Source organism: Mesorhizobium sp. M8A.F.Ca.ET.021.01.1.1 (assembly GCF_003998025.1).
Lineage (GTDB): Bacteria > Pseudomonadota > Alphaproteobacteria > Rhizobiales > Rhizobiaceae > Mesorhizobium.
This window is the reverse complement of record NZ_RZSJ01000062.1, coordinates 1-17,325: the sequence shown is the minus strand read 5'-3', so window position 1 is coordinate 17,325 and position 17,325 is coordinate 1. Positions and strand designations below refer to the sequence as shown.

Sequence of the window (17,325 nt, the reverse complement as noted above, 5' to 3'; positions counted from 1 at the left end):
GTACCTCCTATGAATGGACCGAGCTCGCCTACCAGGAGCGCAACACCGGCAATGCCGCTGTCTATATCTTCGGACTGTCGGTGCTGTTCGTGTTCCTGGCGCTGGCGGCGCAATATGAAAGCTGGGTGCTGCCATTCGCCATTGTGCTGGTGGTGCCGCTCGGCGTGCTGGCGGCGTTGCTCGGCGTATCGTTCCGAGGGCTGGACAACAACATCCTCGTGCAGATCGGCCTCATCGTGCTGATCGGGCTTGCCGCCAAGAACGCGATCCTGATCGTCGAATTCGCGCGGCAGGCGCAGGAACGCGGCCTGTCGGCCGCCGAGGCTGCCGTCGAAGCCTGCCGGCTCAGGTTGCGGCCGATCCTGATGACCGCCTTCGCGTTCATCCTCGGCGTCGTGCCGCTGATGATCGCAACGGGCCCGGGCGCGGAAATGCGCCAGTCGCTCGGCACCGCGGTGTTCTCCGGCATGCTCGGCGTCACCTTCGTCGGCCTGTTCCTGACGCCGGTGTTCTACGTCACGCTCAGGTCGCTGTTTTCACGGCGCAAGCCCCGTGCCGAGGCCGAGCCTTCGGGCCCGGCAGAGGCGCCATCGGAGACGGCCGCCGAGTAGGGTTAGGAATTCGCCGCGTCCGGCGCGGCTTATCACTCCAGAAAATCGGCGCGACGCGCTGCACACGACCCCCACCAAACGGTCAAAAATCAGCCACTTACGCGGTCGTTTTGGTGAGCCCGCCGGGTCATCGTTTTCTACAGGAAGTCAATACGTTAGCGGCTGGTTCGCCAATCCATTTCCTTCGTATTCTCTCGTATGGTCTGGCGAACCTCTCAAACCGCCCGCTGTTGGCAGGACAGCTGGCAGCTGTTCCGGGGACCAGGAATGAGCCGCTCATTGTGCCGCAGCCCCACATTCCTTGACATCGGGTATTTATCCGAAATTATGTAGGAAAGAAGGATCGCAAGCATGACGGGAATCGCGCTGTCGGGCGTATCAAAGCACTTTGGCGCTGTCGAAGTGATCCGCGACGTGAGCCTGGACATTGAGCCAGGAGAGCTGGTCGTGTTTCTCGGTCCGTCCGGTTCCGGCAAGACGACGCTGCTCCGGATGATCGCCGGCCTCGAAAGCATTGACCAGGGGACGCTGACGATCGACGGGGTGCGCTCGGAGAACCTTGCGCCTGGCAGGCGCAACGTTGCCATGGTCTTCCAGAACTATGCGCTTTACCCACATATGACCGTCGCGGAGAACATGGCCTTTGGGCTGAGGAACATTCGGGTTGCGCCGGATGTCATCCGCCAGCGGATCGCCGAGGCTGCGCGTATCCTGGAGATCGAAGCGCTGCTTCACCGGCGGCCGTCGCAGCTCTCCGGCGGGCAGCGCCAGCGCGTGGCCATCGGGCGTGCGATCGTCAAGGAGCCCAAGGCATTCCTGTTCGACGAGCCACTCTCCAATCTGGACGCAGCACTTCGAGCCCGTACACGCGTCGAGCTTGCCGAACTGCATCAGCGTTTGAAATCGACGATGATCTACGTCACCCACGACCAGGTGGAAGCGATGACGCTCGCCGACCGCATTGTGATCCTCAACGATTGCCGGATAGAGCAGATGGGAAGACCCGTCGATGTCTATGCACGTCCGGCGTCGCGCTTCGTCGCGACCTTCGTCGGGTCGCCGGCGATGAACATCCTGCCTGTCACGGTTTCGGGCTCGGGCGACAGGCTCAATGCGCGCTTGACCGATGGATCGCTCGTCGAACTTCCCGGCGCGCCAATCGACATGGATTGGCGCGAACTCGGAGTGCGGCCGGAATCGCTGACTGTCGTCGCCGAGGGCAATGAAGCATTCGCCACGGCGACCGTTGTCGAGCGCCTTGGCGAGCGAACGCTCGTCTATGCGCGGCTCGCGGATGGGACGCAGGTGACGGCACAGGATCGCGGGCTTTCGAGCGTCAAACCGGGCGACGCCGTTCGGCTGAAGTTCGACGCCACGGCCCTGCATCTCTTCGCCGCGGACGGATCGGCCTGGCGCGCACGCGCCGGCGGAGCCTGAACCCGCCGAGCGGGTCGTGCCCTCCGGCATTGCGGTGCACCTGCCGGGGCTCTAGCCCTTGATACCTGCCGAGAGCGTTATAGCCTCGGTCACCCGGCGCTGGAAGAAGAGGTAGGCCAGTGCCACCGGCAGGCCGGCCAGTACGGCTGCCGACAGCTGGCGCGCGTAGTAGACACCGAAGGCGTCGTTGACCTGCGTAATGCCGACCGTGATGGTCATCATCTCGGTGCGGGTCACCGAGAGGAACGGCCACAAGAACGCGTTCCACGTCCAGATGAAGCAGACGATCGACAGCGCGGTGGTTACCCCCCAGTTCATAGGCATGTAGATCTTGAAGAGGATCCCGAATTCGGACGCATTGTCCATGACCGCGGCCTCGCGGAAGTCCTTCGGGACCTGATCGAAAAACTGCTTGTACACGATGATGATGACGGGGTGGATAAGCTGCGGCAACATGATTCCGGCCCAGCTGTTGAGCAGGCCGAGGTTGGCGACCAGCACGAAGTGATTGATGATCAGCGCCGAAGTCGGCACCATAAAGGAGGCAAGGATCAGCCACCAAAGCGCGATCCGCCCCGGGAACCGCAACTGCGAGATTGCGTAGCCGCACAGCATCGAGATGAAGATGGTGATGACCGTTACGCCGACCGCGACCGCCACTGAATTGACGTACCAGGCGCCTATCTGCGTGGTGGTCAGGGCGCTGACGTAGTTCTCCAGCGTCGGCGTCTCGGGCCAGAGTTCGATGTAGGGCCGCACGACCTCGTCGTCCGGTTTGAGCGATGAGATCACACCCCAGTAGAGCGGGAACGCCCATAGGATGGCCCAGACGAGCGTCAGTGCGGTGATGATCCCGCCCCAGAAGTTCCAGCGTTGAGCAGCCACCGCGTTCATCGGCGCCGCCTTTCGGCGAACCGGAGCAGTTGGAATTGCAGGACCGAGACGACCACCACAAGCACGAAGAGGGTCACGGCGACGGCTGCCGCCCTGCCTCCCTGGTTCTGCTGGAAGGCCTTCTGGAAGACGTAGTAGACGAGCACCATATTGTCGTTCGGCCGGCCGCCGATCGAGAACAGATAGACTTGGTCGAAGATCTTAAGCTGCAGGATGAGCTGGATGGTGAACACCAGCGAGGTGATCGGCCACAGCAGCGGCCAGGTGATGCGCCGGAACGTGGTCCATCGCGTCGAGTTGTCGAGCGCCGCGGCTTCGTAGATCTCCGCTGGTATGGACCGCAGTCCGGCGAGGAAGAGGAGGATCGAGAAGCCTGCGGTCCACCAGATCGTCACCCCGGCCACAGCCGGCAAGAACCAGACGCGCGACTTGAAGACCGGCACGCGCGGGATTCCGAGCCAGTCCAGCACATGCATCGCGATCCCGAACTGGAAATTCAGCGTCCAGTCCCAGATCAGATAGACGACGGACACCGGCAGGATGTAGGGCAGGAAGAACAGCGCCAGCACGATCGACTGGAAGCGGCCCTTGAGCCGCGACACGCCTAGCGCGATCAACAGGGCGATGAGTGTCCCTGGGACGACCGTCATCAGCACGAAATAAGCGGTGTTCCAGAGCGCGCGCCGGAACATCGGGTCGTTGTCGAGCCGCAGGTAGTTGTCGAGACCAACCCATCGACCAGCGCCGATCAGCGGCGCATCGGTGAAGGAGATGCGGAACATCTGGACCGTCGGATAGACGAACGCCAGCAGATAGATCGCCAGGAAGGGAGCGACCAGCACCAGCGCGACAAGACGTTCAGTGCGGGAGTTGCGAAGCATGGCTCTTCCTCGAACACGGCTGGGGCCGCCCTGGGCGGGGCGGCCCCAGCCTTGAGCCTTACATGCTGTTCAACTCTTCCTTGATGGATTTCACCGCCTCGCCGGGGTCCATCTCTCCATTGAGGGTCGGCACAAAATAATTTGACATGATGTCGAAGATCGGCCCGGCGACACCAGCCTTGGGCGACTTCGGATCGAAGATCATGTTGGCCGTCAGCGTCGAGTAGGTCGCATTGGGCTCCATTGCCTTGTATTCACCGGTTTCGGTGACTGGCTTGTAGGCCGGGATGTGCCCTGCCGTGGCCCAGAACAGCGAGTGCTTGTCCATCCAGGAGATCACCTCGAGAACGGCAGCACGCTTTTCCGGGCTGATTTCCTTGCCCTTGTTCTTCGGGATTGCGAATGAATGGCTGTCCGCATAGGTGCATGGCTTGTCGAAGATCACCGGGATCTCGACGGCGCCCCAGTCGAACAGCTTGCCTTGCTTGGCGAGGTCGGTCATCGTGGGAACTTCCCAGACGCCGTTGATCATCATCGCGGCCTTGCCCGAGGTGAACAGGGCGACGGTCGCGGGATAGTCCGTATAGGTCGACTGCAGCCCGGCCTTCGTCCACCCTTGCAGGACCGCTAACGCTTTCGCCAGCTTTTGAGGATTGTCGCCGGCGAGGAACTCGTTGCCCGTCAGAAGCTCGCCGCCTTGCTGGCACACCAGCGAATAAATGGTGCGGTACATGAAGTTGCCGTCGGCGGTGACGCTGCCCAGCGGGAACTCGACGCCGGCATCCTTCAACTTCTGCAGTGTCGCGGTGAATTCCTCCTTGTTTCTCATACCCACGGGACGGCCGTCGTCGCCGAGCACGCCTGCCTTCTTCAGGAGGACGCGATTGTAGTACAGGACGATCGGATGGGTATCGAGCGGCACCGCGTATTGCTTGCCGTCGACCGTCACGGCGCGCATCGTCGTCTGGGCGAAGTCCGAGGCCGAGAGGCCCATCTTGCTCATATCGTCGGCGGTGATTTCTTCGAGAATGTCCTGGCTCACCGCCAAGGGGATGCGGCTGGCATGATAGGTCATGACGTCAGGCGCCTCACCGACCGCGGCCGAGGTCTGCACCTTCGCGTAGAAGGGCGTGCCCCACTCCAGCGTCGTGGCGTCGATCTTGATCTTGCCGGCGTGGGCGGCGTTGAAGTCGGAGATCATCTGCTTCATGCGCACGCCGTCACCGCCGCCGAGGAAATCCCACCATGCGACGGTTTCTTCGGCCTGGGCCGCGACGGCCCAAAATCCTCCGGCCGCAACCACCGCTAGGGCCATCATCTTGCGAAAGTTCATCTCAGCTTCCTCCCGAGTACGGCGGTTAGATCCGCCTTGAACGTTTCAATGCTACACCAAACCACTTCGCCTGCAACGGATTTTACGGTATATATCTGATACTCGGATATTAACTCAAAGTGTCACGCGCACCATCGAATAGGAGTGCGGCGGCAAGTTCAGCGTCATTCCCTTGCCGCTGAGCGCTGCCCCATTGCCTTTGGCCGGTGATACGTTGTCCGGCGCGTCCTTCGTGTTGCAGGCCTCGAGATCGTCATGACGGATGATCGTATGCTCGATGGACTTGGCGGCGAACCGCTCTAGGGCGACGTCGGCCTCTATCGTCTCGGACCCATGCCGGTTGATTGCGAAGAAGGTCAGCGTGCCGGCGTTCGAATTATGCACGCCCGCAATGTCGAGCCATGGCACCTTGTCGGCAGCGGCCGCGTCATAGGTAGGCACCTCGACCGCGAGCTGCAGCGCGGTGCCGCGGCCGTGCTTGGAGGCCAGCATAAAAGGCCAGTAGATCGTCTGCCGCCAGGCGCTGCCGCCGGGATCGGTCATGATCGGCGCGATAACGTTCACCAGCTGCGCAATGCAGGCGATGCGAACAATATCCGACCGTCGAATGAAGGTGTTGATGATGCAGCCGACCTGCAGCACGTCCTCGAAATTGTAGATGTCTTCCAGAAGCCTGGGCGCTTCCGGCCAGTCCCAGTCGCGCATACGCTCGGCGTCCCGCTTGCGCTGATGGTACCAGACGTTCCACTCGTCGAAGGAGATCTTCACCTCCCGCTTCGAGCGGGTCTTGGCCTTCACGTAGTCGATGATGCCGGAGACCGTGCCAATGTAGCGGTCGAGTTTCGCCGGAAGAGCGAGATATTCGGCCGTATTCTTCTCGTAGTTTTCGAAATACATGTGGAGAGAGATGTAGTCGACCTGCTCGTAGGTCGCTTCCAACACGGTTGCTTCCCACTGCGGATAGGTCGGCATATTGGAATGCGACGAGCCGCAGACGACCAGTTCCACCGTTGGGTCGAGGCCGCGCAACGCCTTGGCCGTCTCGTTGGCCAGATGGCCGTATTCTTCCGCCGACTTGTGGCCGACCTGCCAGGGACCGTCCATTTCATTGCCGAGACACCAGAGGCGGCAGTTCCAGGGCTGCGCGCGTCCGTTCTTGGCCCTGAGGTCGGACCAGTAGCTGCCGCTCGGGTGGTTGACGTATTCAACGAACGCCCGCGCCTCGTCGAGGCCGCGGGAACCGAGATTGACCGCAAGCATCATCTCGGTGCCGGCCTTTTCGGCCCAGTCGGCGAATTCGTGGATTCCAACCAGGTTCGGCTCCGTGGTGCGCCAGGCAAGATCCAGCCGCCGCGGGCGGTTCTCCTTTGGGCCTATGCCGTCTTCCCAATTGTAGGCGGACACGAAGTTGCCGCCCGGGTAACGGCAGATCGGCGTGTCGAGCGCACGCACCAACTCGATCACGTCCTTGCGCATCCCCTCTGCGTCCGCTTGCGGATGTCCGGGCTCGTAGATGCCCGTGTAGACCGCCCGACCAAGATGCTCGAGGAACGAGCCGTAAAGACGTTTGTCGATATCCGCGACGGCATAGGCCGCGTTCGCCGTGACTCTGGCCTTCATGATCCCTCCCACTGCGGATTATCAATCCGACTTTCCGGTCTATATCCGGGTCGCGGGTCAGTTAAGGGCGGAGTTCGTTCGCCCGTCAAGGGCCTAATACGCTCTCAAGCCTTCAGCAGGCGCAGAACGATGTCGTTGCTGTAATTGCCGAAGCCGCTACCAAAGATGTTTATGCCGCCGGGGTGACGCGCATCTTCCTTCACGCCGATTCGTATCCGGATCGAGCGGTGCCGCTCAAGCTCCAGATCAGCCAGCGAGCATTTGGAAACCTTGTTGTTGTTGCGATAGGTGCCGTTGTTCGTGACGCGCCAGTGTGTGAGGTCGCCATATTGCGATCCGGCCAGCTTCCACCAGCCGGGCGTATGCTTGCCGCGCTTGTCGCCATAGTCGGCTGGCGCCGTCCAGGTATCTATCTCGTGTCCGTTGATCGCTACCGTGATGTCCGATGGCCAATCCTTCGATGTGCCCGGGACCTCCGACGAAAGCTCCATCGCCAGTTCCAATCCGCCGACTTTGGCATTGGCAAGCGTCGCATTGTTGGGAAACTGGTATTCGACGAAGCCGCGCGTGAACCACAGCAGCCCTGCCCGCATACGGTCAGGATCGAGGAAGGTGTCGGGCACATCGAGAAGTCCGATGACGCCGTCTTTTGAACACAGGCCGCAGGGAGCGGAGACTTCGCATCTCGTATAGAGTCCAAGCGGCATCGCCACTTCTATGACGCCGAGATCCTGCGCCGGCGGGCGGTCCTTAAAGACGACAACCAACTCGGAGAAGGTCGAATAGCAAACCTTCTGGCTTCCCTTGCGCGCCTTCTGTGATTTCGTCTCGATCAAACCGACATCGACAAGAACCTGGATGTTTGCGGAAATCGTTGATTGCGGAAGACCCAGTTCTTCGGCCACTTGATTGACGTTTTTCGGCCCCTTGCGGTGCAGCAGATCGAGAATCCGGACCCGGACCTCGCTCGCGAGGCTCTTCAACAAGTCAAGCCGCTCAAGCGGATCGACAACCATGATTTCATTCGACATATGGCCCCGCAGTCGTCACACGGGGTTATGTATCAGCAGATCAGATACAAATAAAGACGGTGGCGTTATGAATTGAACCTCCTGGCTGGCATATCTTTCGTAACGACTTCGTCATTCAGTAGTTGACTAGCACGGCCACAACGGCGGCGCGTTGCCTGCGTTGACCAGTCCGGGGGAATGCCTGGCCGTCAGCATGCCCATGCACTTGGCAAAAGCGTCGCGGAACTTCTCATGCGCCGTTTGAAAGGTGAAATGCGCGCCCCAGAACGGCTCGTCTTGCCGACAGAGATCATTGAGCGCGGATCCGTCGGTCTGATCAGGATGAGCGCTAGGTCCTCATGCTCAGCCGATCAGGACTTTCCCAGTCCCATGTTTGAGCGGGGTTGGATGAAGCGCGCACAGCGCGCACTCGATATGTCAATCCCTTGACGCCCTTAGCCCTCAGCAGCCCACCGTAAGGCAACAAAATCAAAGTGATGCGCGGAGGCTCGCCGCCTCCCACTTGGCTAACACGAGGAAGAAAATGGCCATAAAGCATTGATAAATAACGACGATGGTGGGCCCGGAGGGGCGTCGTTTTCCACGGAAAATCAATATGTTAGAGGATGGTTCGCCAACCCATTCCCTTCGTATTCTCTCGTATGGTCTGGCGAACCCAAGGTCGGGCAGCAGGACTAGTTTTAATGCAAGCGGTAAGTCTGTCTTGTCTCACAAAGTGTCGATGGACGCATGTTGACCAGGGATTTTGCGGACGTCATAGACGACTGAGGGGTCACAAGCCCACACTCGACCTTCTCATGGCGCTTGGTTAGATGCATCAGCGATTGAGCACAATGCAGATAGATAGATATCTGTTTCATTGCCGAGGTTTTCTGTGAGCGAGCAATATCGATTCCCCTGGCGGGAGCGCATGACGATCCTCGGCGATGTGGAGGCGGCATCCTTCCTGCCGTGGATCGAGCGTCATGCCGCCAAGCTCGGGCTCGCGCAGGCCATATGCGTTGCCGGTCCCGATCGCATCGAACTCGACATTGTCGGCCCGGCCGAACTCATCGACATGATGGAGATGGGATGCTCGCTTGGACCAATCGATGTCTGGGTCGAGGCCATCCATCGGGCGCCGATCGAGAGCGAATCGGGCTAGTTTCCGGCCTGCGGCTTCTGCCTGCCAAGGTGCATGCACCTTTTTTGGGCATTATTGCCCGTGAGGAAATGTTGTGCAAACGTGACCCGCCTATTAGCATATGCTTGACCGCGAAGCTGCGCTCAGGAAGATGCTGGTGTTGTTTGAAAGTTGATGTATGCCGCCTTATCCGACCGGCTCATGGATACCTGTTGCCCTCTCCGCGGACTTGCCGGCGGGAACCGTAATGCCCGCGCAGTCCCCGGCTGGGCCGGTTGCGCTTTGGCGAAGCCGTTCGGGCCGAGCATCGGCGTTTGCGGACAGATGCCCCCATCGCGGCATGCGCCTTTCCCACGGCTTTGTACGCGGTGAAACCCTGTCCTGCATCTATCACGGCTGGGGCTATGCTCAGGAGGGAAATTGCCTGCGCATTCCCGCTCATCCGGCGCTGACTCCGCCGGACACGATTCGCGTTGCAACGCAGCATGTCGAGGATGGCGACGGTATCATCTGGATTTCCGCCGGCGAAGCCGCTGCCCCTCCGCCGCGGCTCGACGGCGTTGCCCCGCTGCGTTCCATGATGGTGGAAGCGAACGTCGCGGCGCTGGAGGCGGCCGCGGGCGCGAAGGCCGCGGGAGGCCTGCTCGACCATAGCAACGATGGCCTGACGCTTCGGCTGCTGCTTGCGCCCGATGGTGAAGCCCGGACGCTTATGCATGTTCTGGTGGGCGAGGACGCCAATCCGACCGAACGGATCGCCGCGTCGAGGGCCGCCGAAACGCTGCGGCGGGCGGCCGAGAGAATTCGGAGCGGTGGGGCCGTCCAATGACCCGCAACGCGATGATCGACGAATGGTATCCGGTCGGCCTTGCGAGCCAGCTCGACGCGCATGGGCGCGGCACGGCCCTGATGGGCGAGCCCATCGAGGTGAGATGCGGCGAAGACGGAACCGCCAAGGTCACAGGCGGCAACGGACGTGTCCTCCCAACCTGCATCCGCTATGGCCATGTCTGGTCATCGCTCGGCGATCCGAAAAAGCCGCTGTTTGCGATCCCCGAGGCCGATCAGCCTGGCCGCCGGCTCGTCGATGTCGGCGTGGTTCGCGTGCGCTGTTCGCCATTGCGCGCGGTGGAGAACTTCCTGGACATTGCGCATTTTCCATTCGTCCACACCGACATATTGGGCTCCGAACCGCACACGGAGGTCCAGAACTACAAGGTCGAAATCCGCGAGGACGAGGATGAGGTTTGGGCTACCCAGGTGAAGTTCTACCAGCCGCAGGCCGCGAAGTCGGCGGAGGGCGGCATAACGACGGAGTACATGTATCGCGTGCCCGCGCCGACATGCTCGATCCTCTACAAGACCTGCCCGCCGCGTCCCGGCGAATGGGACGTCATTACGCTGTTCGTGCAGCCGCTTGCCGAAGACCTGTGTGACGTGTGGCCCTGGATGGCGCTGTTCGACGACGAGACGCCGATGACGGACCTGATCCATTTCCAGCAGACGATCTTCGTCCAGGACCGGTCGATCCTCGAAAACCAGATCCCGAGGTTGCTGCCGCTCGACCCCGGCATGGAGATTCCCACGCGAGCCGACCTGACTTCGGTTGCCTACCGGCGCTGGCTGAAGCGCCATGGCTACACCTACGGCGCGCAACTGGTGGCGCAATGAAGCTCTACGACTACGTGCTGTCGCCGAGCTGTTACAAGGTGCGCCTGATGGCGGCGCTGGCAGGGGTGAAGCTCAGCATCCGGCCCGTCGACTTCCATCCCGGTGCCGAGCATCGCGGTCCGGAACTCATGGCGCTCAACCCGGCGGGTTCGATCCCGATCCTTGAGGACGGCGACCTCGTCCTGACCGAATCCTCGGCCATGCTTGTCTACCTCGCTACAAAGGCGGCACCGCAATGGCTGGGCAACGATACGGCCGTGCAAGCGGCGCGTGTCCAACAATGGCTTTCGTTCTCGCATCGACTGACAGCAAGCCTGGGGGCGGCGCGCCTGCACGAGATGCTGCTGCGCCCGGGCAACATCGATGCCCTTAAGGGACAGGGGACGGCAGCCCTGCGGGAATTGGAAGCTGGTCTCGTAGAACAGAGTATCCGCGGCCAGCGCTTCCTCGCATCGGACCGGCCGACGGTCGCGGACATCGCCTGTTTCCCCTATGTGGCGCTGGCGCCGGACGGCGGGGTCTCGCTCGATCCTTATCCCAAGATCCGTCTATGGTCGCGGGCCATCCGCGGTCTCGACGGCTTCATCGAGATGCCTGGCATCCACCGGCTGCATGAGCTCAAACCCGAGCCCGTCCCAGAAGTAGGCGAGGCCTGAAATGGCGGGTTATCTGTTGAAGAACTGTGCCGCGGTCATCGTGGACGATGGCGACGGTCCGCGCGTCCGCCGCAACGTCGATGTGTTGACCGACGGCCCGGCTGTACGGGCCATCGGCGAAGCCCTGGATAAGGGTGAGTTGCCTGTGGGGACCGTCACGCAGGACGCCGCCGGTTGGTTCGTCTATCCCGGCCTCGTCAACACCCATCACCACTTCTTTCAGTGCTTCGTGCGCAACCGCGCCGATCTGGACTGGACGAAGCTGTCGGTCATCGAATGGCTCGACCGCATCTATCCCATCTTCTCACGGCTGACCGAGGAGTGCTTCTATCACTCATCGGTCACGGCCATGGCGGAATTGATAAAGCACGGCTGCACGACGGCATTCGATCATCAATACTGCTTTCCGCGGCATGCCGGCAAAAGGCTGATCGACCGACAGTTCGAGGCGGCCGAACTGCTCGGCATGCGCTTCCATGCCGGACGTGGCGGCAACACGCTGCCGAAATCGGAAGGCTCGACCATCCCCGACGCCATGCTGGAAACGACGGACGAGTTCATCGCCGACTGCGCCCGGCTGATCGACACCTACCATGATGACGGTAAGTTCAGCATGCGTCAGGTCGTGGTCGCGCCCTGCCAGCCGGTCAACTGCTATCGCGAGACATTCGTGGAATCGGTAGCGCTGGCGCGCGACCGCAAGGTGCGCATGCACACCCATGTCGGCGAAGGCGAAAGTCCGGTCATGCAAGCCCGCCACGGCCTGCGCACGGTGGATTATTGCGCGGAGATCGGTTTCTCCGGGACGGATGCCTTCTATGCCCATTGCTGGGAACTGACCCACGACGAACTGCGCAAGATGGCCGCTATCGGCACCGGCGTGGCGCACTGCCCGGAGCCGGTCTATCTCGTCGGCGCCGAAATCACCGACATACCGGCGATGTCGGCCCTCGGGCTGAGTGTAGGACTGGGTTGCGACGGCGCCGCCTCGAATGACAATTCCAACCTGATGCACTGCATCCATTCAGCCTACATGCTGCAATGCCTTGCGGCGTCGACACGCGACCACCCGGTTCCGCCGCCGGTCGATTTCCTCGGCTATGCGACGACAGGTGGCGCGGCGCTGCTCGGGCGCGGCGATATCGGCAGGCTGTCGCCCGGCATGGCCGCCGACCTGTTCGAGACCTATGCGGTGACGGTTGTCGCCACCATGGTGCTGGGCGCCATCTTCTTTGGCGGCACCGCCATCCTTGGTGCGGCGATGCTCTATCCGCTCGCCATCTGCGGCGCCTGCATCCTGACCTCGATCGTCGGCACCTTCTTCGTCAAGCTCGGTTCCAACGGCTCGATCATGGGCGCGCTCTACAAGGGGCTGATCGTGACCGGCCTGCTGTCGGTCGTTGGCCTCGGCGTCGCCACTTCGGCCACGCTCGGCTGGGGCGAGGTCGGCACCGTCGCCGGCATCGTCATCACAGGCAAGAACCTGTTCATCTGCGGCCTCATCGGCCTCGTGGTGACCGGCCTTATCGTGGTGATCACCGAATACTACACCGGCACCAACAAGCGTCCGGTCAACTCGATTGCCCAGGCATCGGTGACCGGCCATGGCACCAACGTCATCCAGGGCCTCGCGGTCTCGCTGGAATCGACGGCGCTGCCGGCGATCGTCATCGTTGGTGGCATCATCGCCACCTACCAGCTCGGCGGCCTCTACGGCACGGCGATCGCCGTCACCACCATGCTCGGCCTCGCCGGCATGATCGTGGCGCTCGACGCCTTCGGCCCGGTCACCGACAATGCCGGCGGCATTGCCGAAATGGCCGGCCTGCCCAAGGAAGTGCGCCACTCCACCGACGCGCTCGACGCGGTCGGCAACACCACCAAGGCGGTGACCAAGGGCTACGCCATCGGTTCGGCCGGCCTCGGCGCATTGGTGCTGTTCGCCGCCTATTCGAACGACCTGAAGTTCTTTGCCGCCAATGGCGACAAGTATCCTTACTTCCAGGGCATGGGCGAAATCTCCTTCGATCTCTCCAACCCTTATGTCGTCGCCGGCCTGATCTTCGGCGGCCTCATTCCCTACCTGTTCGGCGGCATCGCCATGACGGCCGTCGGCCGCGCGGCCGGTGCCATCGTCGAGGAAGTGCGCAAGCAGTTCCGCGAGGATCCGGGCATCATGGCCGGCACCTCGAAGCCCAACTATGCGCGCGCCGTCGATCTCCTGACCAAGGCGGCGATCCGCGAGATGATCATCCCGTCGCTGCTGCCCGTGCTGGCGCCGCTCGTCGTCTATTTCGGCGTGCTGCTGATCTCGGGCTCGAAGGCTTCGGCTTTCGCAGCACTGGGCGCCTCGCTGCTCGGCGTCATCGTCAATGGCCTGTTCGTCGCCATCTCGATGACTTCGGGCGGTGGCGCCTGGGACAACGCCAAGAAGTCGTTCGAGGACGGGTTTGTCGACAAGGACGGCGTCAAGCACCTCAAGGGCTCCGAGGCGCACAAGGCGTCGGTGACCGGCGACACCGTCGGCGATCCCTACAAGGACACCGCCGGCCCGGCGGTCAACCCGGCGATCAAGATCACCAACATCGTGGCCTTGCTGCTGCTGGCGGTGCTCGCGCACGGCTGAGCGGGAGCCCGGAAACTTGAAATAGCTCAACGCTTGAAATCAAGAACCCGCGAGGAGCGATCCTCGCGGGTTGGACGTTGCGACCGGCCTGATTTCCTTGATCCTGACGCCGTCGATCGGCGGCGGATCGATGGCAAGCCAGTCCGATGTCACTGTCTGCCGGTCGGGTGTCCCCGTCGTCATCCAGCCATCCGGCACCGCACGGTCGTCACCGCTCATGTCCAAGCCCCAAGCCTGGCCGGTTGATATGGTTTGCCACATCCCTGACAAGCCGGCTCCTCATTGGCCAAACAAAAACCCGTGAGATCGCTCCCACGGGTTTTCGGTCGCCTGAGACATTTCCGTTCCCCAAGGTCAGGGAAGCAGGATTCTAGGGAAGCAGGAATCTAGAAATCAGGGGGTGCCGCCGGGCATGCTGGGGGCCAGCTTGCTGGCGCCGTTGATGATCTGGCTGAGGAAGTTCTGGTCCTTGCCGCCGGTCGGCGTGGTGCGCGAGATGAAGTCGAAGATCTTGCCGTCCTTCAAGCCGTAATTGGCGATCTGGGTGACGCGGCCGTCCGCACCGAAATAGACCGCGAGCACTTTCTGGTCGACGAGCCTGGGCTTGTCGAAGGCGACATAGCGTTTGCGGGTTTGCGAAATGTAATAAAACGCCTCGTTGTCGAACGTCGCCGTCGTCGATGGCGTGCCAAGCGCCAGAAGCACCTGTTCGCGGCTGGAACCGACGGGCACCGAATCGACGGCCTGCTGGTCATAGACATACCCTTGCGTGAACGTTTCGCTCGGACTGAGGTCACCGATCATCTTGTTGGTGTGGCATGCCGAGAGCGCCGATATGACAACCAGTAGCGAGATCGCGCCGGCGGGCCTGGACGAGAAGGTCGACTTGAAATTCAGCGCGCGCAACAACAATTCTCCATTATATCGCCGCAACTTGCGCTGGGCCGCAAAACCGGTAAACCAGCTTGCTTGCCGATGCAACAAGGCCAATTCAACAAACGGTCCCCGGAGACCATCCCCATGTTCCAGCGCCTTTTTGGCCGCGAACGCCACGCCAACCGCGCCATCACCGACGCGCTTTACGCACAAATCGTGGCGGCGGCGCGGCAGACTGTTTTTTATTCCCATTGGAATGTGCCGGACACGCCGCTCGGCCGTTTCGAGATGCTTTCGCTGCACATGTTCCTGGTCCAGCACCGCTTGCGCGGCGAGGACGGCGTTGCCCAGGAGATCGCGCAGGTGCTGATCGACGAGTTCTTCCTCGATGTCGATCATTCGCTGCGGGAACTGGGCATTGGCGACGTCGGTGTGCCAAAACGCATGAAGAAACTGGCGAAGATGTTCTATGGCCGCACCGCCGCCTATGATGATGCGCTGGAACGAGGCGATCATGATGGTCTGACCGCGGCACTTGCCCGTAATGTCCGTCCCGACGCCGACGCCTGGTCGGAAGCATCGCGTTTGGCAGGGTATGTCGCCGACGCCAGCCGGCAACTGAATGCGCAGCCGACCGAATCGATCGTTGCCGGCACTGTGGCATTTCCAGGAGCCAACGGAGGCTGATCGATGAAACACGCCGATATGCAAAGTCCGGTATCCTTTTTCGCCAATGTCGCCCGGCTGCCACAGAAGGGGCTGCCCGTGGTGATCGAGGCCGACCCCGCGCAACGCGCCGCACTCGCCGAGGCGCACGGGCTGCTGTCGGTCGAAGCCTATCGCGCCGAACTGCTCGTTGCGTCGTGGAAGCGCAATGGCGTCAAGGTCAGCGGCCGTGTCGAGGCAGACATCACCCAGGCCTGCATCGTCACGCTCGACCCCGTCCAGGCACATATCGATGAGCCGGTCGAGGCGCTGCTCTTGCCCGAGGACTCCAAGCTCGGACGGCAGGGATTCGATGGCGGCGGCGAAATTCTGCTCGACGCGGATGGGCCCGATAGCCCCGAGACATTTTCGGGCGACACCATCGATGTCGGGGCGCTTGCCGAACAGTTCTTCGGATTGGCGATCGACCCCTATCCGCGCAAGCCCGGCGCGTCGCTTGATGCCGGTGACGACACCGGATCGGCGGAGAATGAATTTCAGCAAAAACTGCGATCCTTGCTGGGAAAATCCTGAAAACCTCGCCCGCGACGGAAAAGCCGGTTGTGCGACAGCCTAAAACCGCTATTTTCGCCGAGCCTTTGCGATCACTAAAACGACTTGCCGCCTAACCGTGAGATGAATACCGCGTGATCAGGATTTCCATCGATGCCATGGGCGGCGATCACGGACCAACCGTGGTCATTCCAGCGCTCATGACGGTCGCGACCCGCCGTCCCGACATCCGCTTCGTCATCTACGGACGTGAGGAACTGGTGCGCCCCGAACTCGCCAAGTTCCCCAAATTGGCCGAGATCAGCGAGTTCTTCCACTGCGAGATCGCGGTCAGGATGGACGACAAACCGAGCCAGGCGCTGCGCCACGGCCGCTGGAAATCGTCGATGTGGAAGGCGGTTGAGGCGGTCAAATCGGGCGCCGCGGATGCATGCATTTCCGCCGGCAACACCGGCGCGCTGATGGCGATGTCGAAATTCTGCCTGCGCACCATGGCCACCATCGAACGCCCGGCGATTGCGGCATTGTGGCCGACATTGCGTGGCGAAAGCGTGGTTCTTGATGTGGGCGCCACCATTGGCGCCGATGCGCACCAACTCATCGATTTTGCCATTCTCGGCACCGGCATGGCGCGTTCCGTATTCGGCATCGCCCGGCCCACGGTCGGCCTGCTCAATGTCGGCGTGGAAGAGATCAAGGGCCAGGAAGAGGTCAAGGAAGCGGGACGCATGTTGCGCGAAGCCAACATGGCCTCGATGAACTACCATGGCTTCGTCGAAGGCGACGACATCGGCAAGGGGACGGTCGACGTCGTGGTGACGGAAGGCTTCGCCGGCAACATCGCGCTGAAGACGGCTGAAGGCACCGCCCGCCAGATAGGCGGCTATCTGCGGGCCGCGATGAGCCGCACGCTGATGGCCAAGATCGGCTATGTCTTCGCCAAGGGCGCCTTCGACCGCCTGCGCGAAAAGATGGATGTCGGCCGCTCCAATGGCGGCGTGTTCCTGGGGCTGAACGGCATCGTCGTCAAAAGCCATGGCGGCGCCGATTCGGATGGTTTCGCCGCGGCGATCGAACTCGGCTACGACATGGTGCGCAACAATCTGCTCGACCGCATCGAGGCCGACCTCGATCTGTTCCATGCGCGCAACCCGCATGCCCTGACATCTAGGAAATCCGACGTCGTTACCGACGCAAAGGAATAGGAAAGAATTTTGATCAGATCAGTTGTGCGCGGCACGGGCTCCGCGCTGCCCCGCCGCATCATGAAGAATGCCGATTTTGAAGGCATGGTCGAGACCTCCGACGAGTGGATCGCCCAGCGCACCGGCATCCGCCAGCGCCATAT

17 protein-coding genes and 1 pseudogene are annotated in these 17,325 nt (G+C 61.8%); 11 read left to right on the top strand and 7 right to left on the bottom strand.

The genetic code is table 11. The annotated features are described in order from the left end of the window. Together EOA36_RS07945 and EOA36_RS07940 are read left to right on the top strand one after the other, a co-directional pair. A partial coding sequence (locus tag EOA36_RS07945; RefSeq protein ID WP_145969124.1) for an efflux RND transporter permease subunit occupies nt 1-611 on the top strand: 611 nt, incomplete at its 5' end. Nucleotides 612-962: 351 nt separating this feature from the next. Next, nucleotides 963-2,048: an ABC transporter ATP-binding protein gene (locus tag EOA36_RS07940; protein ID WP_127276613.1), complete on the top strand. Its 1,086-nt coding sequence runs from the start codon at nt 963-965 to the stop codon at nt 2,046-2,048. 51 nt (nt 2,049-2,099) lie between these two features. Here EOA36_RS07940 and EOA36_RS07935 read toward each other — a convergent pair whose 3' ends face one another. From EOA36_RS07935 to EOA36_RS07915, 5 genes are all read right to left on the bottom strand, one after another. Next, on the bottom strand, nt 2,100-2,942 hold the full coding sequence (locus EOA36_RS07935) for a carbohydrate ABC transporter permease (RefSeq protein WP_127276611.1): 843 nt from the start codon (nt 2,940-2,942) through the stop codon (nt 2,100-2,102). Then, complete coding sequence (locus EOA36_RS07930; protein WP_127276608.1) at nt 2,939-3,823, bottom strand: sugar ABC transporter permease; 885 nt, start codon at nt 3,821-3,823, stop codon at nt 2,939-2,941. Before EOA36_RS07930 ends, EOA36_RS07935 begins: the two co-directional genes overlap by 4 nt. Nucleotides 3,824-3,881: 58 nt before the next feature. Beyond that, entirely contained in the window at nt 3,882-5,156 is a 1,275-nt protein-coding gene (locus tag EOA36_RS07925) for an extracellular solute-binding protein (protein WP_127276606.1), read from the bottom strand. A gap of 114 nt (nt 5,157-5,270) precedes the next feature. Next, nucleotides 5,271-6,776, bottom strand: coding sequence for an alpha-N-arabinofuranosidase (locus EOA36_RS07920; protein WP_127276603.1), 1,506 nt, complete (start codon nt 6,774-6,776; stop codon nt 5,271-5,273). A gap of 104 nt (nt 6,777-6,880) precedes the next feature. Further along, the gene (locus EOA36_RS07915) at nt 6,881-7,807 is read right to left on the bottom strand and encodes a transcriptional regulator (RefSeq protein ID WP_127276601.1); all 927 of its coding nucleotides are present in this window, start codon (nt 7,805-7,807) and stop codon (nt 6,881-6,883) included. Between the two features lie 910 nt (nt 7,808-8,717). On the opposite strand from EOA36_RS07915, the gene EOA36_RS07905 reads away from it, so the two are divergent. The 5 genes from EOA36_RS07905 (at nt 8,718) to EOA36_RS38130 (ending at nt 13,883) form a co-directional block, all read left to right on the top strand. Beyond that, a complete protein-coding gene (locus EOA36_RS07905) occupies nt 8,718-8,951 on the top strand; it encodes an acylphosphatase (RefSeq protein WP_127276597.1) in 234 nt (77 codons plus the stop codon). Nucleotides 8,952-9,108: 157 nt separating this feature from the next. Then, entirely contained in the window at nt 9,109-9,759 is a 651-nt protein-coding gene (locus tag EOA36_RS07900) for a Rieske (2Fe-2S) protein (RefSeq protein ID WP_127276595.1), read from the top strand. Further along, nucleotides 9,756-10,601, top strand: coding sequence for an aromatic ring-hydroxylating dioxygenase subunit alpha (locus EOA36_RS07895; protein ID WP_127276593.1), 846 nt, complete (start codon nt 9,756-9,758; stop codon nt 10,599-10,601). The genes EOA36_RS07900 and EOA36_RS07895 overlap by 4 nt, the downstream gene beginning before the upstream one ends. Further along, the gene (locus tag EOA36_RS07890) at nt 10,598-11,257 is read left to right on the top strand and encodes a glutathione S-transferase family protein (protein ID WP_127276591.1); all 660 of its coding nucleotides are present in this window, start codon (nt 10,598-10,600) and stop codon (nt 11,255-11,257) included. Before EOA36_RS07895 ends, EOA36_RS07890 begins: the two co-directional genes overlap by 4 nt. Before the next feature lies 1 nt (nt 11,258). Beyond that, entirely contained in the window at nt 11,259-13,883 is a 2,625-nt protein-coding gene (locus tag EOA36_RS38130; protein WP_245464285.1) for a sodium/proton-translocating pyrophosphatase, read from the top strand. A gap of 39 nt (nt 13,884-13,922) precedes the next feature. Here EOA36_RS38130 and EOA36_RS38125 read toward each other — a convergent pair whose 3' ends face one another. Further along, a complete protein-coding gene (locus tag EOA36_RS38125; RefSeq protein WP_245464284.1) occupies nt 13,923-14,102 on the bottom strand; it encodes a hypothetical protein in 180 nt (59 codons plus the stop codon). 174 nt (nt 14,103-14,276) lie between these two features. Continuing rightward, on the bottom strand, nt 14,277-14,789 hold the full coding sequence (locus EOA36_RS07875; RefSeq protein WP_127276589.1) for an outer membrane protein assembly factor BamE: 513 nt from the start codon (nt 14,787-14,789) through the stop codon (nt 14,277-14,279). Nucleotides 14,790-14,903: 114 nt separating this feature from the next. Between EOA36_RS07875 and EOA36_RS07870 the strand changes: the two genes are divergently transcribed. The 4 genes and pseudogenes from EOA36_RS07870 to EOA36_RS07855 form a co-directional block, all read left to right on the top strand. Continuing rightward, nucleotides 14,904-15,446 (top strand): ubiquinol-cytochrome C chaperone family protein, encoded by a 543-nt coding sequence (locus EOA36_RS07870; RefSeq protein ID WP_127276587.1) that lies wholly within the window; start codon nt 14,904-14,906, stop codon nt 15,444-15,446. A gap of 3 nt (nt 15,447-15,449) precedes the next feature. Beyond that, nucleotides 15,450-15,998, top strand: coding sequence for a DUF177 domain-containing protein (locus tag EOA36_RS07865; protein WP_127276585.1), 549 nt, complete (start codon nt 15,450-15,452; stop codon nt 15,996-15,998). A gap of 113 nt (nt 15,999-16,111) precedes the next feature. Then, entirely contained in the window at nt 16,112-17,182 is a 1,071-nt protein-coding gene (gene plsX, locus EOA36_RS07860; RefSeq protein ID WP_127276583.1) for a phosphate acyltransferase PlsX, read from the top strand. Nucleotides 17,183-17,191: 9 nt separating this feature from the next. After that, nucleotides 17,192-17,325, top strand: a pseudogene (locus EOA36_RS07855) (3-oxoacyl-ACP synthase); the annotation flags it as partial.

Bases quoted from the DNA above. Each gene is read 5' to 3' on its own strand.
- EOA36_RS07940 (WP_127276613.1), top strand. From the start codon at position 963: ATGACGGGAATCGCGCTGTCGGGCGTATCAAAGCACTTTGGCGCTGTC.
- EOA36_RS07935 (WP_127276611.1), bottom strand. From the start codon at position 2,942: ATGAACGCGGTGGCTGCTCAACGCTGGAACTTCTGGGGCGGGATCATC.
- EOA36_RS07930 (WP_127276608.1), bottom strand. From the start codon at position 3,823: ATGCTTCGCAACTCCCGCACTGAACGTCTTGTCGCGCTGGTGCTGGTC.
- EOA36_RS07925 (WP_127276606.1), bottom strand. From the start codon at position 5,156: ATGAACTTTCGCAAGATGATGGCCCTAGCGGTGGTTGCGGCCGGAGGA.
- EOA36_RS07920 (WP_127276603.1), bottom strand. From the start codon at position 6,776: ATGAAGGCCAGAGTCACGGCGAACGCGGCCTATGCCGTCGCGGATATC.
- EOA36_RS07915 (WP_127276601.1), bottom strand. From the start codon at position 7,807: ATGTCGAATGAAATCATGGTTGTCGATCCGCTTGAGCGGCTTGACTTG.
- EOA36_RS07905 (WP_127276597.1), top strand. From the start codon at position 8,718: ATGACGATCCTCGGCGATGTGGAGGCGGCATCCTTCCTGCCGTGGATC.
- EOA36_RS07900 (WP_127276595.1), top strand. From the start codon at position 9,109: ATGCCGCCTTATCCGACCGGCTCATGGATACCTGTTGCCCTCTCCGCG.
- EOA36_RS07895 (WP_127276593.1), top strand. From the start codon at position 9,756: ATGACCCGCAACGCGATGATCGACGAATGGTATCCGGTCGGCCTTGCG.
- EOA36_RS07890 (WP_127276591.1), top strand. From the start codon at position 10,598: ATGAAGCTCTACGACTACGTGCTGTCGCCGAGCTGTTACAAGGTGCGC.
- EOA36_RS38130 (WP_245464285.1), top strand. From the start codon at position 11,259: ATGGCGGGTTATCTGTTGAAGAACTGTGCCGCGGTCATCGTGGACGAT.
- EOA36_RS38125 (WP_245464284.1), bottom strand. From the start codon at position 14,102: ATGAGCGGTGACGACCGTGCGGTGCCGGATGGCTGGATGACGACGGGG.
- EOA36_RS07870 (WP_127276587.1), top strand. From the start codon at position 14,904: ATGTTCCAGCGCCTTTTTGGCCGCGAACGCCACGCCAACCGCGCCATC.
- EOA36_RS07865 (WP_127276585.1), top strand. From the start codon at position 15,450: ATGAAACACGCCGATATGCAAAGTCCGGTATCCTTTTTCGCCAATGTC.